An 18,197-nucleotide genomic window follows, 5' to 3' on the forward strand; every position below is an offset into this window, starting at 1 on the left:
CCCGGCTGTGACCTGTGATCCTTCTCGCTCCCACGGGACGCAACCACGCCACCTCGGCGTTATCGTCGGCCGGACGGCTTGTCCGAACAAACGGACAGAGAGCCGCAGAAATTCGGAAAGAATCGCGGGCGGCGCTCAGGTTGAGCGGGGGTTGCCTGCGTCTTCCCCCGGGGGCGGTGCGAGGCTCATAGGGTTCGCAGGAAAGACACACTGCGTACACGGGCGCGGTACGGGCGGTACTACGGGGCGGGAGGCCGACGAGGCGTGGCGAATGCGGAGCACAGTGGGCGACCGGCGGAGTCCTTCGGAGCGTCGGCCGCCGACGCGACCAGAGCGAGGCTGCGCGCCGCGCGCCTGGGCCTGTGGCTGATCGCCACCGTCCTCGCCGTACGACAGCTGGCCGCGGTGCTCGGCACACCGCGCGGAGAGCGCCTCACCGACCTGGAGACCTGGGTCGGTGAACACGGCGTCCTGCACGTGGAGGGGTCGCTGTACGACTCCACGCAGTTCACCGGCACCCCCTTCGTCGGCCTCGTCCTCAAGCCCTTCACCCGCGCCGCCGAGCAGGCCCTCGGCTGGGGCTGGACCTTCGGCTCGCTGCTGCTGGTCGTCGCCCTCGGCCTGGTCGCCGCCCGCGCCCTGCCCCAGCCCGTCGGCCGGCGCACGGCGCTGCTGGCGGCACCCGTCGCCGTCAGCCTGCTGATGCTGTCCCTGCCGGTGCGCAACGCCCTGTGGCTCGGCCAGACCAGCATCATCCCGGTGCTCCTCGTCCTGGTCGGCTGCTTCGCCGTGCGCGGCGCGCGGGGGGACCGGACCGCCGGCGTCCTCATCGGCGTCGCCGCCGCCTTCCAGCCGACCGTCCTGCTCTTCGTCCCGCTGCTGTGGTTCACCGACCGCAGACGCGCCGCCGTGTCCACCGGGCTCACGTTCCTCGGCTGCACCGCCGTCGCCTGGGCGGCGATGGCCCAGGACTCGTACACGTACTGGGTCCACCACATGGCCGGCGTCGGTCTCGGCGGAGAGGCCGACGACCTCGCCAACCAGTCGCTGCACGGCGCCCTGCTGCGGTTCGGCCTCTCCGGCCCGCTGGAGATCGCCCTCTTCCTCGTCCTCGGCGCCGCCGTCGCCGTCCTCGCCCTGCGCCGCGCCGTGCGCTACGCCCGCGACGGCCAGTTGCTGCTCGCCGTCGCCGTGACCGGCTGCGCGGCCGTCGTGGTGTCCCCGGCCACCTGGCAGCACCAGCTGCTGTGGGTGCTGCCCGCCGTGGTCGGCCGGGTCGGCAAGCGCGCCTCCGACCGGTACGTGTGGCCGGTCGCCGTCGTCCTCGTCATGACGCTGCCCGCGAAGATGATGCTGCCGAACATGGCGGCCCTCCACCCGCTGCGCGACAACGTCGTCCTGCTCGCCGCGCTGGCCGCCGCGGTCGCCGTGCCCTTCCTGCCCCGCACCTCGCCCCACTTCGCCACACCGGTCCCGACGAGCCACGCCCCGGCCGTCCCGACCCGCTTCAAGCACGTCCCGCTGTTCCCGTTCCTGCGCCGGGTCCTCACCCGCCCCAACCTGCTCCTCGAGCTGCTCCTCATCCGCGTCACCTACGCCGCCTACTCGCAGGTCCGCCTCGCGGCGACCGGCGGCAGCAACTCGGCGGGCCGGGCCCGCGCCGAGGGGCACGGATGGCAGATCCTCGACATCGAGCGCTTCCTGCACATCGACATCGAACACGCCGTCAACCACGCGGTGGTGAAGGTCGGCTGGCTGCGGGACTTCTTCGACTTCTACTACACGTCCTTCCACTTCGTCGTCCCGCTGGCGGTCCTGGGCCTCCTCTACTGGCGCCGCCCCGTCGACTACCGCTGGGCCCGCTCCTCCCTGGGCTTCGCCACCCTGCTGGCCCTGGTCGGCTTCTGGCTCTACCCGCTGGCCCCGCCGCGCCTGATGCCGGGCCTCGGCATCATCGACACGGTGCACGGCGTGCAGGACTTCACGAAGCCGGACTACGGCACCCTGACGCACCTCACCAACCAGTACGCGGCGATGCCGTCGCTGCACTTCGGCTGGTCACTGTGGTGCGGCCTGGTGATCGCGATCATCGCGCCGAGGATGTGGATGAAGGCCCTCGGCCTCCTCCACCCCCTCTTCACCGCCTCCGCGATCGTGGCGACCGGCAACCACTGGCTCCTCGACGCGGCCGGCGGCGCGGCCGTCGTCGCCGCGGGCTTCGGCCTGACGTACCTGTTCCAGGGGCCGCGGGCGCGGACCCGCACGGCGGCCACCGCGAGCACGCCGGCGCCCCGGCCCGCCTCCGAGGACGTCAGCAGCGATCCGCCGAGCCCGGCGAAGGACCGTACCGGGAGCTGAGCCGGTACTCGCCCGGCGCCTCGACGGTCAGCCGGGTGAAGTCGCCGTCCCGCGCGAGGCACCCGCCGTCGGAGCGCAGCCAGGGCGACCAGGCGACCCGCACGGTCACCGCGCCCGGCCGGTCCACGCGCAGCACGAGGTCGGCGCCGGTGCTGGTCACGACGGTCCCCGGGGCGGAGACGAGCGGCACGGCGTCCCGCACCCGGAAGACCCTCCAGTGGTCGTCCCGCCAGACGGGCTCCAGCCAGTCGGGCCGCAGGCCGGGGTCCCGCACCAGCGCGGCCTCCGCCCTGGCGGGGCCGTCGGGCCTGCCGACGGGGAGGACGACGAAGCCGACCGCCCAGTGGTCCAGCCAGGCCCGGTAGGTGGCCGCGGAGAAGGTCCCGTCGTAGAAGAGGCGGGCGCGTTCGACGTCGAGCTGCCGGTTCCAGCCGCGCGCCAGATTGACGTGAGGGGCGAGCCGGGACGCCTCGCGGTGGCTGCGCGCGGGCACCACCTCCACCCGCGTGCGGTCGGCCCCCAGCCCGCGCAGCGCCCGCACGACCCCGTCCGTCTCGACGGCCCAGGCGGGCACGACGGTGTACTCCCGGAGGTCGTCGGCGGTCTTCTTGCCCACCCAGCCGACCGAGAAGACCAGCGTTACGGCGAGCAGCCCGCGCGCGAACCGCCGCAGCCGGGCGGTCACGGGCGGCGGCGGGTCGTGCAGCAGGGCCGCGAGCAGTACGGCGGGCGCGAACAGTTCCGCGAACCGTTCGACGTTCGTCCCGACGGGCGAGGCGACGAGGTACGTCAGCACGGTGCCGGTCGCGTAGACGGCCCCGCCCCACCGCGCGACCCGCCAGGCGGGCGGGGCCAGCACGGTGACGGCGAGGCCGAGCACGACCGGCGGCCATATTCGGCCGGCCGGCATGGGCTGCTCCCCGGTGAACGGGAAGAGCAGCGTCGTCAGTCCGACGACGACGGCCGGGGGTATGAGGAGCACGAGGGCGCGCCCCCAGTCCCGCACCAGCAGGAACCCGGCCCCCACCACGGCCAGGAACAGCCCCGCCACCGGCGAGGCGAGCGTGGCCAGCACCGCGTACCCGGCGGCGAGATACGGCCTGCGCTCCCGGACCAGCGGCACGCAGGCCGCCACGGCGAAGGCGACACCGAGGGCGAACGTGGTCCGGCCCGAGGCGACGTTGCACCACAGGGCGAGCGAGGCGAGCAGCGCGGGCGTCTGCGGCCGGCGCACCCCGCACCGCACGATCAGCACGGCGGCCAGCCAGGAGGCGCCCAGACCGGACACCGCCGTGACCGTGCGCACGCCGAGCGCGGCCATCAAGTACGGCGAGATGACGCTGTAGTTCGCGGTGTGCGTGCCCCCGTACCAGAAGAGCCCGTACGCCGAACCCCCGTGCCGCGCGGCGAAGTCCGCCCACGCCTGCTGGGCCGCCAGGTCGCCGCCGCCCGTGGCGAGAAACACCCACCACCCCGCGTACAGCGGGAGGGTGGGCAGGGTGGCGAGCAGCGGCACGCGATACCGGCGCCCGAAGGCGCGCAGGGCATCGCTCGGGCGTCTCTCCTGACGCCGATCGGGCCTGGGGAGGGTGAGTTCGGCAGGGACCACGGTCGGGTTTCCGTTCGGCGTCGTCTGGATGCACGGCGGGGGCACGTGCGAAGACGATAATTCGAACAGAAACGTTGATCGGGTCCGGTCGGATCATGCGGGAGCGGTGGCGTCCCCCGCATCGGAAGCGGGGGACGCCCGTGGGTCACACGCTCGCCGTGTGCCCCGTGACCGGGCAGGCGCCGGACCGCGCCGCCGTGCCGAAGCCGGCGGTCCTCGCGGCGGGCGCCGATCCGCCGATCTGCTGGAGGATCTCGTCGGAGAGCAGGTCCTCCTTGCCCTTGAGGGCGTCGGCGACCTTGAGGTCGGTGTTGAAGACCATCTCGGCGGCGACGTTGTCCTGGACGATGCGGGCCAGGTTGTCGAGAGCCACGAAGATCGGGTCCGAGGGGGTCTCGACGGTTGGCAGGTCGATGAGGTGGGTGTCCACCTTCGCCTGGTTCATGGTGCGGCGGATGATGATGGAGGCCTGGTTCAGCTCGGCGGTGGTCCAGATCGACAGGACGGTGACGTAGAGGTCGCTCCACGCCTTCTCGCCGATCAGCGTGCGCCATCGCTTCATCAGGCTCTCGATGCCGGTGATCTGCGCGGTGGCGGCGAAGGTCATGTTGACGCGGACGGACGGGTAGACGGTCGCGGCGAACCTGTTGAACGACACCATGTCGAAGGTGCCGGCCTTGAGGGAGGCGTCGATGAACCTGACGGCCTCGCCGAGGATCCTGTCGCAGGACACCTCCAGGTCGGCCGGGAGGTTCGCGGTGGCCAGCCGGGTGAGTGCCGACTGGAGCGTGGTCCGGAAGGACGTCAGAGGGGCGGTCCAGCCCTTGTCCCCGGGGGTCTTGAAGGCGACCATGTCGAGGTCGTGCGGGTCGATGCGCTCCGAGTTCGGGATGTTCGGAACCTGGTCGCTCAGGTAGGCGGCGAGCACCGAGTAGATGCCCAGCGGAACGTGGGCGATCGACTTGGCCAGCTCGAAGTAGGCGGGCACGGGGTCGACGGTCTCGACCTGCTTGCCGCCGTTGATGAGGGTGAAGCGTCCGCCGACCGCGTTGTTCTGGACGACGACGACCGGGCTGAGCTGCTTGATCAGTTCGGTCTTGAGCGTCGCGTAGTGGGACCGCATCCCCGCGTTGACGTTGCGTATCGCGTTGCGCGCCGCCGTCTCGTCGGTCGCCGCGGTTCCCGTGGTCGCCGCCGAGGCGGGGGAGACCGACTGCCCGGTGAGCAGCGATGCCGCCCCGACGGCCGACGCGGTACCCAGAAATCCTCTACGTGTTGCCATGCCCCGTTGTTCTGCTTTCTTCAGTGAGTGAAGGTGCCTGGTGGCGATGTGGGGGGACAGCGTGGGGGGAGTTCAGGGTGGGGGGACTTCAGCGTGGGGTGGGGTGGGACCTCAGGTCAGCGACTTCTGCGACGGCACGACGACCCCGTAGAGGTCCTGGACCGTGGCGAGGGCCGCCTCGTGGACCTGCTCCGCGGGAATGCCGTTCGGCTTGCCCTTCAGCGGCAGCGGCCGGGTCGCGGAGGCGTCGGCGACCACCGTCGGGGCGTTGCCGTTGAGGAAGGCGCCCTGGGCGGTGAACAGGGTGCACATGTTGGTCATGAACCCGGCGACGATGACGTTCTTGTGGCCGGCCTTCTCGACCTGTGCGGCGAGATCCGTGCCGTGGAAGGCGTTCGGGACGCTCTTCTCGACGACGGGCTCGCCCTTGGCCGGCTTGAGCGCCGGGATGATCCGGCCCGCCTCCGACGTCAGGTCGTAGCCCTTGTCGACGATGTGGATGACCGGGGTGCCGGCCGCGCGGGCCCGCTTCAGCAGGGCCGCGGCGTTGTCCACGGCCGGCTTCCAGCCGTCGAGTTCCATCACGCCGGACGTGTAGGTGTTCTGGTAGTCGACGAGGATGAGGGTCGCGTCGGAGAGCGTGGCCGGGCTCTCGCCGAGCTTGTTCAGCTCCCGCAGGGTCGTCGTGTCCTTCGCGACGTTCGCCGCGGTGGTGGCGGAGGCCGACGGCTCGTCCTTGGCGGTGGCGGCCTCGGAGTCGCCACCGCAGGCGGTGGCGGTGAGCGAGAGGGCGGCGACGGCGGCGAGCGCGACGGCCGGACGGAACGGCTTCATCAGGAGATCTCCTTCTCTGACGGGACCACGACCCCGTACAGGTCGGCGATGGTGGCCAGGGCGCTGTCGTGCACCTGGCGGGCGTCCAGTTCGGTGCCCGCGACGGGCAGCGCGCGGGTGGCGCAGGCGTCGGCCACGACGGTGGGGCGGTTGCCGCGCAGGAAGGCGCCCTGGGCGGTGAAGGCGACGCACATGTGCGTCATGAAGCCGGCGATGACGAGGTCGCCGTTGCCGGCGGCGTCGACGTGCCGGTCGAGGTCGGTGCCGACGAAAGCGTTTGGCACCTTCTTGACGACGACGGGTTCGCCGTCGAGCGGCGCGACGCTCGGGTGGATCGCGCCGATCTCGGCCCGGATGTCGTACGGGGTTCCCTCGCCGCCGTCGTTGACGACGTGGACGACCTTCGCGCCCTCCCGGCGGGCCCGCTCCAGGAGCCGGGCGCCGGCTTCGAGGGCGTCCCGCCAGCCGTCGAGTTCCATCACGCCGGTCGTGTAGGTGTTCTGGTAGTCGACGAGGACCAGGGTCGAGCCGGCGAGCTTCGCGGGGGTTTCGTCGAAGCCGTTGAGCTGGCGCAGCGTGGTTCTGGGCATGGGGGACCGCCTGAAGTCATGTGTCGGGATGGGCAGTTCACCGACGCGGTGACCTGCGCTCATGACGCTATGGCCCCGCCGGTGGTGTCGGCAATGTCGTCTAACATGCAGATACCGACATCGCTGTCGCCGAGCGTGGGGGGTCTCGTGCACACCGTCAGCCGACTGATCGTCATCGTCCTCTTCGAGGGCGTCGACCTGCTCGACGTCACCGGGCCGCCGGAGGTGTTCTCCCTGGCCCGGCGCGAGACGGACGAGGCGGCGGGCTACGACGTCGTCCTCGCCGCCGAGACCATGGACCCGGTCACCACGGGCGCGGGGGTCCGCGTCCTGCCCGACGCCACCTTCGGCGAACTGCGCACCAGGGCCGTCGACACCCTGATCGTGCCCGGTGCCGTCGAGGTGGACGACGAGCGCCGTGTGCATCCGCTCACCGACCCCGGCGTGGTCGAGCGGGTGCGGCAACTGGCCGCCCGCACCAGGCGGGTGACGTCCGTCTGCGTCGGGGCGCACATCCTGGCGGCGGCCGGGCTGCTCGACGGCAAGCGCGCCACGACCCACTGGTCGACCGCGCGGCAGCTCGCCGAGGAGCATCCGGCCATCGAGGTCGACGCCGACCCGATCTTCATCCGCGAGGGCGACGTCTGGACCGGCGCGGGCATCAGCGCCTGCCTCGACCTCTCACTCGCCCTGATCGCCGACGACCTGGGCGAGGACGTCGCCCTGCGCGTGGCCCGGCAGCTGGTGATGTACCTGAAGCGGCCGAGCGGGCAGAGCCAGTTCAGCGTCCCGCTGGAGCAGGTCGCCACCACGCGGCGGGTCGAGGACCTCCGCCACCACATCATGCGCCACCTCGCCGAACCGCTCACCGTCGCGGACCTCGCCGCCTGCGCCCACGTCAGCGACCGCCAGCTCACCCGCATCTTCAAGACGGAACTCGGCACGACCCCCCACGCCTACATCGAGTCGGCCCGCGTCGAGGCGGCCCGCCACCAGCTCGAATCGACCGACGCGACCCTGGAACGGGTCGCCTCCGCCTGCGGCTTCGGCACCGTCGACACCCTGGTCAGGGCCTTCCGCCGCCGCCTCGCGACGACCCCGACGGAGTACCGGCGCAGGTTCCGGTCGGTCCCCGGCTGAGCGCGCCGCCCCTCACGTGCGGCGGGCCGGCCCGTCGTCGTGCTCGTGCTCGAAGGCGACCGGCGCCTCGAAGGCGGCCCTGCGGGTGGCGCGGCGCAGGGCCCTGAGGACGGGGGCGCCGAGGGCGAGGGTGAGGACGACCGTCATCGCGGCGCGGCCCCCGTCCCAGCCGAGTGACGTGGCCAGGCAGTAGGCCAGGAAGCGGGCCAGGTTGGAGGTGACCGACGCGTCGGGGTCGAAGGCGATGTTCGAGGCGAGCGCGTTCATGAAGGTCCAGCCGGCCAGGTTCATCACCGTGCCGTAGGCGAAGGCCGCCAGGAAGCCGTAGGCGGCCAGCAGGAGGAGTTCGGCGCGGCCGCGCAGCCGGTCGGGGGCGGGGAGCAGACCCGCGCCCATCGTGAACCAGCCCATCGCCAGCATCTGGAACGGCATCCACGGCCCCACCCCGCCGGTGAGCAGCGCGGACGCGAACATCGTGACCGAGCCGAGGACGAAGCCGAAGCCCGGACCGAGGACCCGGCCGCTGAGCACCATCAGGAAGAACATCGGCTCCAGACCGGCCGTCCCCGCTCCGATCGGCCGCAGGGCCGCGCCCGCCGCCGCCAGGACGCCGAGCATCGCCACGGCCTTCGGGCCCAGGCCGGACTCCGAGATCGTCGCCGCCACCACCGCCACCAGCAGCACCAGCAGGCCCGCGAACAGCCACGGCGCGTCCTGGGCGTGCGCGTTGAGGGAGGCGTCGGGGGGCGCCAGGAAGGGCCAGCCGAAGCCGGCCACGCCCACCGCGCTGACCAGGAGCAGCGCGGCGACCGAGCGGGGGCCCAGGCGGACGGCGCGGGCCTGGCGGTCGTGGGGGGCGGTGCGCTTGCCGGTCGTGCCGGAGGTCATGCCAGGGCCTCCCGTACCTGCGCGACCGTCAGCCACTTGCGCGGAGCCAGGACCTTAGCCACCTGCGGCGCGAAGGCCGGGGAGGCCACCACCACGTCGGCCGCCGGGCCGTCGGCGATCACCTCGCCCTCGGCGAGCAGCACCACCCGGTGGGCCAGCTCGGCGGCCAGCTCCACGTCGTGCGTGGCCAGTACGATCGCGTGCCCCTCGGCGGCCAGGGAGCGCAGGATGCCGGCCAGCCGGGCCTTCGCCGCGTAGTCCAGGCCGCGCGTCGGCTCGTCCAGCAGGAGGAGGGGAGGGCGGGCGGTCAGGACGACGGACAGGGCGAGGGTCAGGCGCTGGCCCTCCGAGAGGTCCCTGGGATGGGTGTCGTCCGTGACGCCGGGGAGCAGTTCGGTCAGCAGGGCGCGGCAGGTGCCCGGCGCCGCGTCCGCGTCCCGGTCGGCCGCCGCGCACTCGTCGGCGACCGTGTCGGCGTACAGCAGGTCCCGCGGCTCCTGCGGCACCAGGCCGACGCGGCGCACCAGGTCGCGGGGTGCCGTGCGGTGCGGCACGGCGTCCTCGGCCCGGACCGTGCCCGAGGTGGGCGCGACCAGGCCGACGAGCGCGGACAGGAGCGTCGACTTCCCGGCACCGTTGCGGCCCATCAGGGCGACGGTCTCGCCGGGGGAGACGGTCAGGTCGACGTGGCGCAGGGCCTGGACGCGGTCGCGGCGCACGGCGAGGGAGCGCACCTCGGCGGCGTAGGGGGCGGGGGCCGCGGTGGGCCCGGGGGCGGGCTTCGCGCGCAGTCGCGGGCGGCGGGGGGCGGTGCCGAGGGCGGGCGGTGCGGGCAGCAGGGCCGTCGGCGGGGCGGGCCGCGGGATCTCCCGGCCGGCCAGCCGCTCCCGCAGCGGGGCCGCGCGGCGGCGGGCGTCGCGGACCGTCAGCGGCAGCGGGGACCAGCCCGCCAGCCTGCCCAGGTCCACGACCGGCGGGAACACCGGGGACACGGCCATCACGTCCGCGGGGGCGCCCAGGACCGGGGCGGCACCCGGGGCCGGGAGCAGGACGACCTGGTCGGCGTACTGGACGACCCGTTCCAGGCGGTGCTCGGCCAGCAGGACCGTCGTACCGAGATCGTGGACGAGGCGCTGGAGGACGGCCAGGACCTCCTCGGCGGCGGCCGGGTCCAGGGCGGAGGTCGGTTCGTCGAGGACCAGCACCTCCGGGTGCGGGGTGAGCACCGAGCCGATGGCGACCCGCTGCCGCTGGCCCCCGGAGAGCGTGGCGATGGGGCGGGAGCGCAGGCCGGCGAGGCCCAGCAGGTCGAGGGTCTCCTCCACCCGGCGGCGCATCACGTCCGGGGCCAGGCCCAGCGACTCCATGCCGTAGGCCAGCTCGTCCTCGACGGTGTCCGTCACGAAGTGGGCGAGCGGGTCCTGGCCCACCGTGCCGACCACGTCGGCCAGTTCGCGCGGCTTGTGGGTGCGGGTGTCGCGGCCGGCCACGGTGACCCGGCCGCGCAGCGTGCCGCCGGTGAAGTGCGGGACCAGGCCGCCGACCGCGCCGAGCACGGTGGACTTGCCGACGCCCGACGGGCCCGCGAGGAGGACCAGCTCGCCCTCCGGGACCTCGAAGTCGACGCCCTGTACGGCGGGTTCGGCCGTTCCGTCGTACGTGACCGACACGTTCTCGAAGCGGATCACGACGGCTCCTTCGCGGCGGTCTCGGGTGCGGGGGTGATGAACGCGGGCAGCAGGCCGACGAGGATCGCGGCGGCCGGCCACAGCGGCAGCGACGGCGCGACCAGCGGGACCACGCCCGGGTGCAGCGCGGCCGGGTCGCGGGCGGCGGCGAGGAACAGCGCGGCCGCGACCGCCGCGCCGGAGCCGGTCACCAGCCAGGCGCGGGCGTCCCAGCGGTCCGGCCGGTAGCGGGTGCGGACCGTACGCCGCCCGCCGAGCCACAGGCCCCCGAGCGCGGCGGCGAGGCCGACGACGAGGACGGGGATGCCGTACGTGCCGCCCGCGGCGGTCAGCAGCCCGTACGTCCCCGCGCAGACGCCCAGCAGGCCGCCCAGCGTGAGGGCCGCGGTGGTGCGCCGCACGGCGGCCGGGACCCGGGCGGTACGGCCGTAGCCGCGGGCGTCCATCGCGGCGGCCAGGGCGACCGAGCGCTCCAGGGCACCTTCGAGGACCGGGAGGCCGACCTGGAGCATGCCCCGTACGCCCTTGTCGTGGCGGCCCCTGAGCCGGCGGGCGGCGCGCAGCCGCTGGACGTCGGCGATCAGGTTCGGCGCGAAGGTGAGCGCGACGACGACGGCGACGCCCATCTCGTACAGGGCGCCCGGGAGGGACTTGAGCAGCCGGGACGGGTTGGCGAGGGCGTTCGCGGCGCCCACGCAGATCAGCAGCGTGGCGAGCTTCATCGCGTCGTACAGCGCGAACGCGAGGCCCTCGGCGGTGACCCGGCCGCCCAGGCGGATGCCCTGCGCCCAGTCGGGGAGGGGGACTTCGGGGAGCGTGACGACGGTGTGGGTGCCGGGAATGGGGGAGCCGAGGACCGTCGTGAACAGGAGGCGGATGACCAGCACGGCCAGGGCGAGCTTCACGAACGCGCCGTAGGAGCGGGCCCACGGGGCGTGCGGGCGGCGGGAGATCACGACGTAGGCGGAGACGGCGACGAGGAGGGCGAGGAGGAGGGGGTTGGTGGTGCGGGTGGCGGCGGTACCGAGGGCCAGCGCCCAGAGCCACCAGGCGCCGGGGTGGAGGGGGGTGGGTGCGCTTCGCCGCGCTTGCGGGGCGCCGCCCGCGGCCACCCGTGCAGCCCAGGGGGCACGACTGCCCGCGGGCCGGGTGGGCGGGCCCGCGGGCGGTGTGGTGCCGGTGGCCTCGGGGTCAGTCGCCGGCATTTCTGCGCCGCCTCGCCTGCCACGTCGTCGCCCCGGCCAGGACGGCGACCACCGCGATGCCCGCGATCAGGCCGACGGACGGGCCGCCGTCCTCGTCCGCCCCGTCCTCCTCGGCCTGCCGCCCCGGAGACGCGGTCGCCGTCGGGCTGGTCCGCCCCGACACCTGTTCGCCGCAGCCCGACTTCGGGTAGCCCGCGATCGCGCACAGCAGCGCGTCGGTGTCGTAGCGGAGCGGTCCCGCCACGTCGGCCAGGGCGTCGGCGGTCGTGGCGTCCGGGTCCACCTGCGCGCAGGCCGTGCGCGGGGCCGGCGGCCGCTCGCCGGAGGGCGCGTCGGAGGCCGTGCCGAAGTCGAGGACGAGGGCGACGCGCTTGCTGCCGTCCTCGGCGGGGGTCTTCGCGCAGATCGACGCGAAGTCCGCCGCGCCGCGCGGCTGGGCGGCGTCGGCCGAGTCCTCGCTGACCGCGAAGCGGAAGCCCTGGACGCCGCCGTCCGAGGGACGCGTGAGGGACGGCCCCTGGGTGGCGTACACCCACCGCTCGCCGTCGCGGTCCCAGAAGGACCAGTAGCGGTACCCGGCGGCCTGCGCCTGGCCCGCGCTCCCGATCAGCAGGAACGCGGCCAGGAAGAGGAGAACGAGACGGCGGGTCACGGCTGCCGCTTCTTGTTGCGGCCGCTGAGCAGGAAGCCGATACCGATGCCGAAGACCAGGCAGACGCCGACGAACCACCAGACGCCGAACCCGGAGTCGTCGTCCTTGCTGTTCTCGTTCTCGTCGGCGGCCCGGTCGCTCGCCGCGGCGGAGTCGCCGACCTTCATTCCCTGCGGGGCCGGCCCCGTCGCGTTGAGCCCCTCGACCAGGTCCGTGCCGCCGAAGTCGCGCGGGTCGCTGCCCGTCGCGTGGGCGGCGAAGACCAACTGGGCGTAGGCGGCCGGGCCCTTCTGCTCGGCCCAGTCGCCGCCGTTCTTCTTCAGCCAGGCCAGCGGCTCGGCCGCCTGCTCCGCGCCGCCCCGCGCGGCGAGCGCGACGACCGCGTCGGCGGTGTTGCCGTAGTCGGGCTGGTCGGGGGAGCCGCCGAGCGCGGACGTGAGGTGGCCGCCCTCGGCCATGGCCGAGGTGAGGTACGCCGCGCCGTTCGCGGCGGCCCGCTCGCGGTCCGGCTTGCCGTCGCCGGCGCAGCTCGGGGCGGCGGCTTTCGCGCCGGGCTCGGTGACCAGGCCCTTGCCGAGCGAGGCGAGCACGCCGGCGGCGGTCGCGTCGGCGTTGGGGAGCAGCTTGCCGTCCTTGTCGGGCTGGAAGGCGAAGGCGCCGCCGTCCTTCGTGCAGGGGAGGGCGAACGTCAGCAGGGCGTCGTAGGGCGACTTGCCGCCCTTGGTGACCTTCGCGGGATCGGTGTCGGTGGCGGCCAGGGCGCCGATGACGAGGGAGGTGGAGTTCGCGTCGCTGGGGCCGCCCGCGCTGTAGCCCCAGCCGCCGTCCTTGTTCTGCACGGACTTCAGCCAGGTGAGGGCGTCCTCGACGACGTCACCGCGTCCGCCGACGGCCCACAGCGCCTGGACCGCGGCGGCCGTCTGGTTGGTGTCGACCATGGTCTTGGCGTCGCAGGCCTGGGCCGGGTCGGCGCGGAACGGGGCGAAGGCGCCGTTCGCGCACTGCTGACCGGTGAGCCAGTCCACGGCCTTCGGCGACGGGATCACACCCACCGCCTCCTGCGCGAGCAGCGCGAGGGACTGGCGCCAGACGCCGTCGAACTGGGGGTCGCCCTTGCCGAACAGCGCGGCGGGCGTGGACGCGGAGGCGGACGGTGACGGATCGGCGGCGACCGCGGGCGCGGCGGCGCCGATCACTGCGGCGGCGGCCAGGACCGCGGCGCTGCCTCGACGGCGGACGTTCATGATCGGCGGGTGCCTTTCCCTGTGCGGGACCGGGCAGCACGGGGCACCCCCGGCGGCTCGGCCCCGTATGCCTCGACGGTGCCCGTGCCCCGGCGGGCGCCGGACACGTGAGCCGGTCACGTCCGCACGGGGCATTCCGGCTGGCCGTCCGCGGAGGTCCCTGGGCGGGTCGCGGTCGGCTCACGGTTGCGGGTCAGCGCCGGAATTGCACCGGCTTCCCCCCGTACGGGTGATGACGACCCGGCCACTTTACCCGGCGGGGCCTGGCGGGCCGAGGGGCGGTGCGGCTCTCACACGGGTGCCGCCGCCCGCCCCGGCTCCGCTTCCGTCAGGTCGATCAGGCGGCACACCGTCTCGATGTCGGCCCGGACCTGGGCGAGGGAGGCGCGGCCGGCGAGCCAGGTGATCAGGGTGGAGAGCCAGGTGTGCTCGATGACGCGGACCGCGGAGAGCCGGGCGGCCGTCGCGTCCTCCAGGCCGCCGATCGCGTCCAGGATGATCGCCGTGGTCTGCCGGGAGACCTGGTCGACCTCCGGGGAGACGCTGCGGTCGGCGAAGGTCAGGGCGCGGGCCATCGCCTCCGCCAGCCGGGGCTCGCGCTGCAGCGCGCCGAAGGCCCGCATCAGGGTCTGGGCCACCCGCTCCCCGGCCGTCTCGCCGTCCGGCGGGCTCTTCCTCAGGGTGCCGTGCAGCCGCTCCAACTGGTCGTGCATGGTGGCGACCAGGAGATGCACCTTGGACGGGAAGTACCGGTACAGCGTGCCGAGCGCCACCTGCGACGACTCCGCGACCTCGCGCATCTGCACCGCCTCGAAGCCGCCCCGGCAGGCCAGCTGGGCGGTCGCGTGCAGGATGCGCCGGCGGCGCTCGCGCTGCCGCTCGGTGAGGGGCGGCGCGGTGGGAAGGCGCTCAGGAACGGCGGCCTCCGCTTCCGGGTCGTCCACCTTCGTCACCTTCTCCCCGTCGTCCGTCCGGCACGCTGCCCGGCGGAGCGCCGCGCCGTGGCGCGAATCACCTGATCCACTCGTCACAGGCCCGCTACCTGCCGGTAGATTCGGAGCCTCTGACGATCAAGTCTGAAACTTGTTCTACATTAGCGTCCCGGCGTAGTGTCGCGGGACGGCGCAGTGAAGAAGGGGGCCCGGAGTGACCGCTGAGGCCAGTGGGACGGGTCCCCGTCCGGAGCCCGCCGCCGACGGCTTGCCACCGCTCCGCATCGCTCTCCTCACCTACAAGGGGAACCCGTTCTGCGGCGGCCAGGGCGTCTACGTCCGCCACCTCTCCCGCGAACTGGCCCGCCTCGGCCACCGCGTCGAGGTCATCGGCGCACAGCCCTACCCCGTGCTGGACGAGGTCCCCCGGGCCGGCGGCCGGCTCTCCCTCACCGAGCTGCCCAGCCTCGACCTGTACCGCCAGCCCGACCCCTTCCGCACCCCCGGGCGCGGCGAGTACCGCGACTGGATCGACGCCGTCGAGGTCGGCACGATGTGGACCGGCGGCTTCCCGGAGCCCCTGACCTTCTCGCTGCGCGCCCGCCGCCATCTGCGCGCCCGCCGCGGCGACTTCGACGTCGTGCACGACAACCAGACCCTCGGCTACGGCCTGCTGGGCGACGTCGGCGCCCCCCTCGTCACCACGATCCACCACCCCATCACCGTCGACCGGCGACTCGAACTCGACGCGGCCGAGGGCTGGAAGCGCCGGTACTCCGTACGCCGCTGGTACGCCTTCACCCGCATGCAGAAGCGCGTCGCACGCCGCCTGCCCTCCGTGCTCACCGTCTCCGGCACCTCCCGCCAGGAGATCGTCGACCACCTCGGCGTACGGGACGAACGCATCCACGTCGTCCACATCGGCGCCGACACCGACCTCTTCTCGCCCGACCCCTCGGTGCCCCGGGTACCGGGCCGGATCGTGACCACCTCCAGCGCGGACGTCCCGCTCAAGGGCCTCGTCTTCCTCGTCGAGGCGCTGGCCAAAGCCCGCACCGAGCACCCGCGCGCCCACCTCGTCGTCGTCGGCAAGCGCCCCGCCGAGGGGCCCGTCGCCCAGGCCATCGAGCGGTACGGCCTCGAAGGCGCCGTCGACTTCGTCAAGGGCATCACGGACGCCGAACTCGTCGACCTGGTGCGGTCGGCCGAGGTGGCCTGCGTACCGTCGCTGTACGAGGGCTTCTCGCTCCCGGCCGCCGAGGCCATGGCGACGGGCACGGCGCTGCTGGCCACCACCGGCGGGGCCGTCCCGGAGGTCGCCGGACCCGACGGGGAGACCTGCCTCGCGGTGCCGCCGGGCGACGCGGACGCGCTGGCCGCCGGTCTGGGCCGACTGCTCGGCGACCGGGAACTGCGGGTACGGCTCGGCGCGGCCGGACGCGAGCGCGTGCTGCGCCACTTCACCTGGGCCCGCGCCGCCGAGGGCACCGTCGCCCGCTACCGCGAGGCCGTCGGCCCCACCCCGGCCGCCCCGGGGCCCGCCACCGCGACCCCGACCACCAGTGACACCGGCGTCTACCCCGAAAGCAGGGCCACGTGCTGACCGTCGACTTCTCCCGGTTCCCGCTCGCCCCCGGCGACCGCGTACTGGACCTCGGCTGCGGCGCCGGCCGGCACGCGTTCGAGTGCTACCGGCGCGGCGCCCGGGTCGTCGCGCTGGACCGGAACACCGAGGAGATCCGCGAGGTCGCCAAGTGGTTCGCCGCGATGGAGGAGGCCGGCGAGGCCCCGGCCGGCGCCACCGCCACGGCGATGGAGGGCGACGCACTGGCCCTGCCCTTCCCCGACGAGTCCTTCGACGTGGTCATCATCTCCGAGGTGATGGAGCACATCCACGACGACAAGGGCGTCCTCGCCGAGATGGTCCGCGTACTCAGGCCCGGCGGCCGCATCGCGGTCACCGTCCCGCGCTACGGCCCCGAGAAGGTGTGCTGGACCCTCTCCGACGCCTACCACGAGGTCGAGGGCGGCCACATCCGCATCTACAAGGCCGACCAGCTGCTCGCCCGCATCCGCGAGGCGGGCCTGCGGCCCTACGGCAGCCACCACGCGCACGCCCTGCACTCGCCGTACTGGTGGCTGAAGTGCGCCTTCGGCGTCGACAACGACAAGGCGCTGCCCGTGCGGGCGTACCACAAGCTGCTGGTCTGGGACATCATGAAGAAGCCGCTGGCGACCCGGGTCGCCGAGCAGGCGCTGAACCCGCTGATCGGCAAGAGCTTCGTCGCCTACGCGACCAAGCCGCACCTGCCGCCGGTGGACGCCGCGTGACCTCTCCCCGGAGCCCCCGCACCCCCCGCACCGAACACCTCGTCCTGCCCGGCGTCCTCACCGACACCGAGGCCGCCGAGACCGTCCGCGGCATCCTCGCCGTACAGCGCGAGGACGGTGCGATCCCTTGGTTCCGCGGGCAACACCTCGACCCCTGGGACCACGTCGAGGCCGCGATGGCCCTCGACGCCGCCGACGAGCACGAGGCCGCCGGCCGGGCATACGACTGGCTGGCCCGGCACCAGAACCCGGACGGCTCCTGGTACGCCGCCTACGCCGACGGGGACTTCGCCGACGTCACCGACCGCGGCCGGGAGACCAACTTCGTCGCCTACGTCGCCGTCGGCGTCTGGCACCACTACCTCGCCACCGGCGACGACACGTTCCTGGAGCGGATGTGGCCCGTCGTCCACGCCGCGATCGAGTTCGTCCTGAGCCTCCAGCAGCCCGGCGGACAGATCGGCTGGCGGCGCGACGACGACGGCACGGACACCACCGACGCGCTGCTGACCGGCAGTTCGTCCATCCACCACGCGCTGCGCTGCGCGCTCGCGGTCGCCGAGCAGCGGGAGGAGCCGCAGCCCGGCTGGGAGCTGGCGGCCGGCGCGCTGCGGCACGCCATCCGGCGCCACCCGGAGCGGTTCCTGGACAAGGACCGCTACTCGATGGACTGGTACTACCCGGTGCTGGGCGGCGCGCTGACCGGCACGGAGGCCAGGTCACGCCTCACCGAGAGCTGGGACCGCTTCGTCGTCCCCGGCCTCGGCGTGCGCTGCGTCGTGCCCAACCCGTGGGTGACCGGCGGCGAGTCGGCCGAACTCGCCCTCGCCCTCTGGGCGGTGGGCGAGTCCGACCACGCGCTGGAGATCCTCCAGTCCATCCAGCACCTCCGCGATCCCGCGAGCGGCCTGTACTGGACGGGCTACGTCTTCGAGGACCGGGCGATCTGGCCCCGCGAACTGACCACCTGGACGGCCGGATCGCTGCTCCTCGCGGTCGCCGCCCTCGGCGGCCACGAGGCGACCTGCCAGGTCTTCTCCGGCAGCCGGCTGCCCAGGGGCCTGGACCCCGACTGCTGCGTCTGACCGGTCAGCGCCGGCCGAGCCGGCCCGCGATGGCGTGGCCGACGAAGAGGTAGACGACGGCGGCGAGTCCGTATCCCGCGACCACGCGGGCCCAGTCCTCGTCGAACGTGAAGAGGTCACGCGACCAGCCGGCCAGCCAGTTGGCCGCGTCATGGACGAACTGGACCAGGTCGTTGGCCCGGTTGGCGTCCAACAGGTACATCAGAATCCACAGGCCGAGGATGAAGGCCATGATGTCGGCGACGACGGCTATGGCCCTGCCCGCGGAACTGGAACCGTGAGATCTAGACATGCCTTGCGTATGGCCCCTCAAGCCCGGCGGAAACCTACGCCGACGGCCCTGCCTCCGGAACCGGTTC

16 protein-coding genes and 1 riboswitch are annotated in these 18,197 nt (G+C 73.7%); of the genes, 5 read left to right on the forward strand and 11 right to left on the reverse strand.

The window, feature by feature from the left end:
* Positions 1-264 precede the first annotated feature (264 nt).
* Positions 265-2,358 (forward strand): bifunctional glycosyltransferase 87/phosphatase PAP2 family protein, encoded by a 2,094-nt coding sequence (locus tag IE108_RS13420; protein ID WP_064727652.1) that lies wholly within the window; start codon positions 265-267, stop codon positions 2,356-2,358.
* On the opposite strand, the gene IE108_RS13425 is transcribed toward IE108_RS13420, so the two are convergent.
* From IE108_RS13425 to IE108_RS13440, 4 genes are all read right to left on the reverse strand, one after another.
* Positions 2,312-3,967 (reverse strand): DUF8823 domain-containing protein, encoded by a 1,656-nt coding sequence (locus tag IE108_RS13425; RefSeq protein ID WP_064727651.1) that lies wholly within the window; start codon positions 3,965-3,967, stop codon positions 2,312-2,314. The genes IE108_RS13420 and IE108_RS13425 overlap by 47 nt on opposite strands.
* Before the next feature lie 145 nt (positions 3,968-4,112).
* Entirely contained in the window at positions 4,113-5,249 is a 1,137-nt protein-coding gene (locus IE108_RS13430) for a hypothetical protein (RefSeq protein WP_064727650.1), read from the reverse strand.
* A gap of 111 nt (positions 5,250-5,360) precedes the next feature.
* The gene (locus IE108_RS13435) at positions 5,361-6,083 is read right to left on the reverse strand and encodes an isochorismatase family protein (RefSeq protein ID WP_079163496.1); all 723 of its coding nucleotides are present in this window, start codon (positions 6,081-6,083) and stop codon (positions 5,361-5,363) included.
* The gene (locus IE108_RS13440; RefSeq protein ID WP_064727649.1) at positions 6,083-6,673 is read right to left on the reverse strand and encodes a cysteine hydrolase family protein; all 591 of its coding nucleotides are present in this window, start codon (positions 6,671-6,673) and stop codon (positions 6,083-6,085) included. The genes IE108_RS13435 and IE108_RS13440 overlap by 1 nt, the downstream gene beginning before the upstream one ends.
* 147 nt (positions 6,674-6,820) lie before the next feature.
* Here IE108_RS13440 and IE108_RS13445 point away from each other — a divergent pair, with 147 nt between their 5' ends.
* Positions 6,821-7,813, forward strand: a complete 993-nt coding sequence (locus IE108_RS13445; RefSeq protein ID WP_064727648.1) for a GlxA family transcriptional regulator — start codon at positions 6,821-6,823, stop codon at positions 7,811-7,813.
* A 12-nt stretch (positions 7,814-7,825) separates the two neighbouring features.
* On the opposite strand, the gene IE108_RS13450 is transcribed toward IE108_RS13445, so the two are convergent.
* The 6 genes from IE108_RS13450 to IE108_RS13475 form a co-directional block, all read right to left on the reverse strand.
* Entirely contained in the window at positions 7,826-8,701 is an 876-nt protein-coding gene (locus IE108_RS13450; RefSeq protein ID WP_064727647.1) for an ECF transporter S component, read from the reverse strand.
* Positions 8,698-10,389: an ABC transporter ATP-binding protein gene (locus IE108_RS13455; RefSeq protein ID WP_064727646.1), complete on the reverse strand. Its 1,692-nt coding sequence runs from the start codon at positions 10,387-10,389 to the stop codon at positions 8,698-8,700. Before IE108_RS13455 ends, IE108_RS13450 begins: the two co-directional genes overlap by 4 nt.
* On the reverse strand, positions 10,386-11,501 hold the full coding sequence (locus tag IE108_RS13460) for an energy-coupling factor transporter transmembrane component T (RefSeq protein ID WP_064727645.1): 1,116 nt from the start codon (positions 11,499-11,501) through the stop codon (positions 10,386-10,388). The genes IE108_RS13455 and IE108_RS13460 overlap by 4 nt, the downstream gene beginning before the upstream one ends.
* 79 nt (positions 11,502-11,580) lie before the next feature.
* On the reverse strand, positions 11,581-12,246 hold the full coding sequence (locus IE108_RS13465; RefSeq protein WP_064727644.1) for an SCO2322 family protein: 666 nt from the start codon (positions 12,244-12,246) through the stop codon (positions 11,581-11,583).
* A complete protein-coding gene (locus IE108_RS13470) occupies positions 12,243-13,490 on the reverse strand; it encodes an SCO2321 family membrane protein (RefSeq protein ID WP_064727643.1) in 1,248 nt (415 codons plus the stop codon). Before IE108_RS13470 ends, IE108_RS13465 begins: the two co-directional genes overlap by 4 nt.
* 153 nt (positions 13,491-13,643) lie before the next feature.
* Positions 13,644-13,746: riboswitch (cobalamin riboswitch) on the reverse strand.
* Positions 13,747-13,780: 34 nt separating this feature from the next.
* On the reverse strand, positions 13,781-14,434 hold the full coding sequence (locus IE108_RS13475; RefSeq protein ID WP_226483562.1) for a TetR family transcriptional regulator: 654 nt from the start codon (positions 14,432-14,434) through the stop codon (positions 13,781-13,783).
* A 202-nt stretch (positions 14,435-14,636) separates the two neighbouring features.
* Here IE108_RS13475 and IE108_RS13480 point away from each other — a divergent pair, with 202 nt between their 5' ends.
* The 3 genes from IE108_RS13480 to IE108_RS13490 are packed head-to-tail and all read left to right on the forward strand — an operon-like array spanning position 14,637 to position 17,838.
* On the forward strand, positions 14,637-16,025 hold the full coding sequence (locus IE108_RS13480) for a glycosyltransferase family 4 protein (RefSeq protein ID WP_064727641.1): 1,389 nt from the start codon (positions 14,637-14,639) through the stop codon (positions 16,023-16,025).
* Positions 16,019-16,753: a class I SAM-dependent methyltransferase gene (locus tag IE108_RS13485; RefSeq protein WP_064727640.1), complete on the forward strand. Its 735-nt coding sequence runs from the start codon at positions 16,019-16,021 to the stop codon at positions 16,751-16,753. The genes IE108_RS13480 and IE108_RS13485 overlap by 7 nt, the downstream gene beginning before the upstream one ends.
* Positions 16,750-17,838 (forward strand): prenyltransferase/squalene oxidase repeat-containing protein, encoded by a 1,089-nt coding sequence (locus tag IE108_RS13490; RefSeq protein WP_064727639.1) that lies wholly within the window; start codon positions 16,750-16,752, stop codon positions 17,836-17,838. The genes IE108_RS13485 and IE108_RS13490 overlap by 4 nt, the downstream gene beginning before the upstream one ends.
* A 4-nt stretch (positions 17,839-17,842) precedes the next feature.
* Here IE108_RS13490 and IE108_RS13495 read toward each other — a convergent pair whose 3' ends face one another.
* Entirely contained in the window at positions 17,843-18,130 is a 288-nt protein-coding gene (locus IE108_RS13495) for a hypothetical protein (protein ID WP_064727638.1), read from the reverse strand.
* Between the last annotated feature and the right edge of the window lie 67 nt (positions 18,131-18,197).

This window comes from Streptomyces parvulus, from assembly GCF_014648855.1.
Classification (GTDB): Bacteria; Actinomycetota; Actinomycetes; order Streptomycetales; family Streptomycetaceae; genus Streptomyces; species Streptomyces parvulus.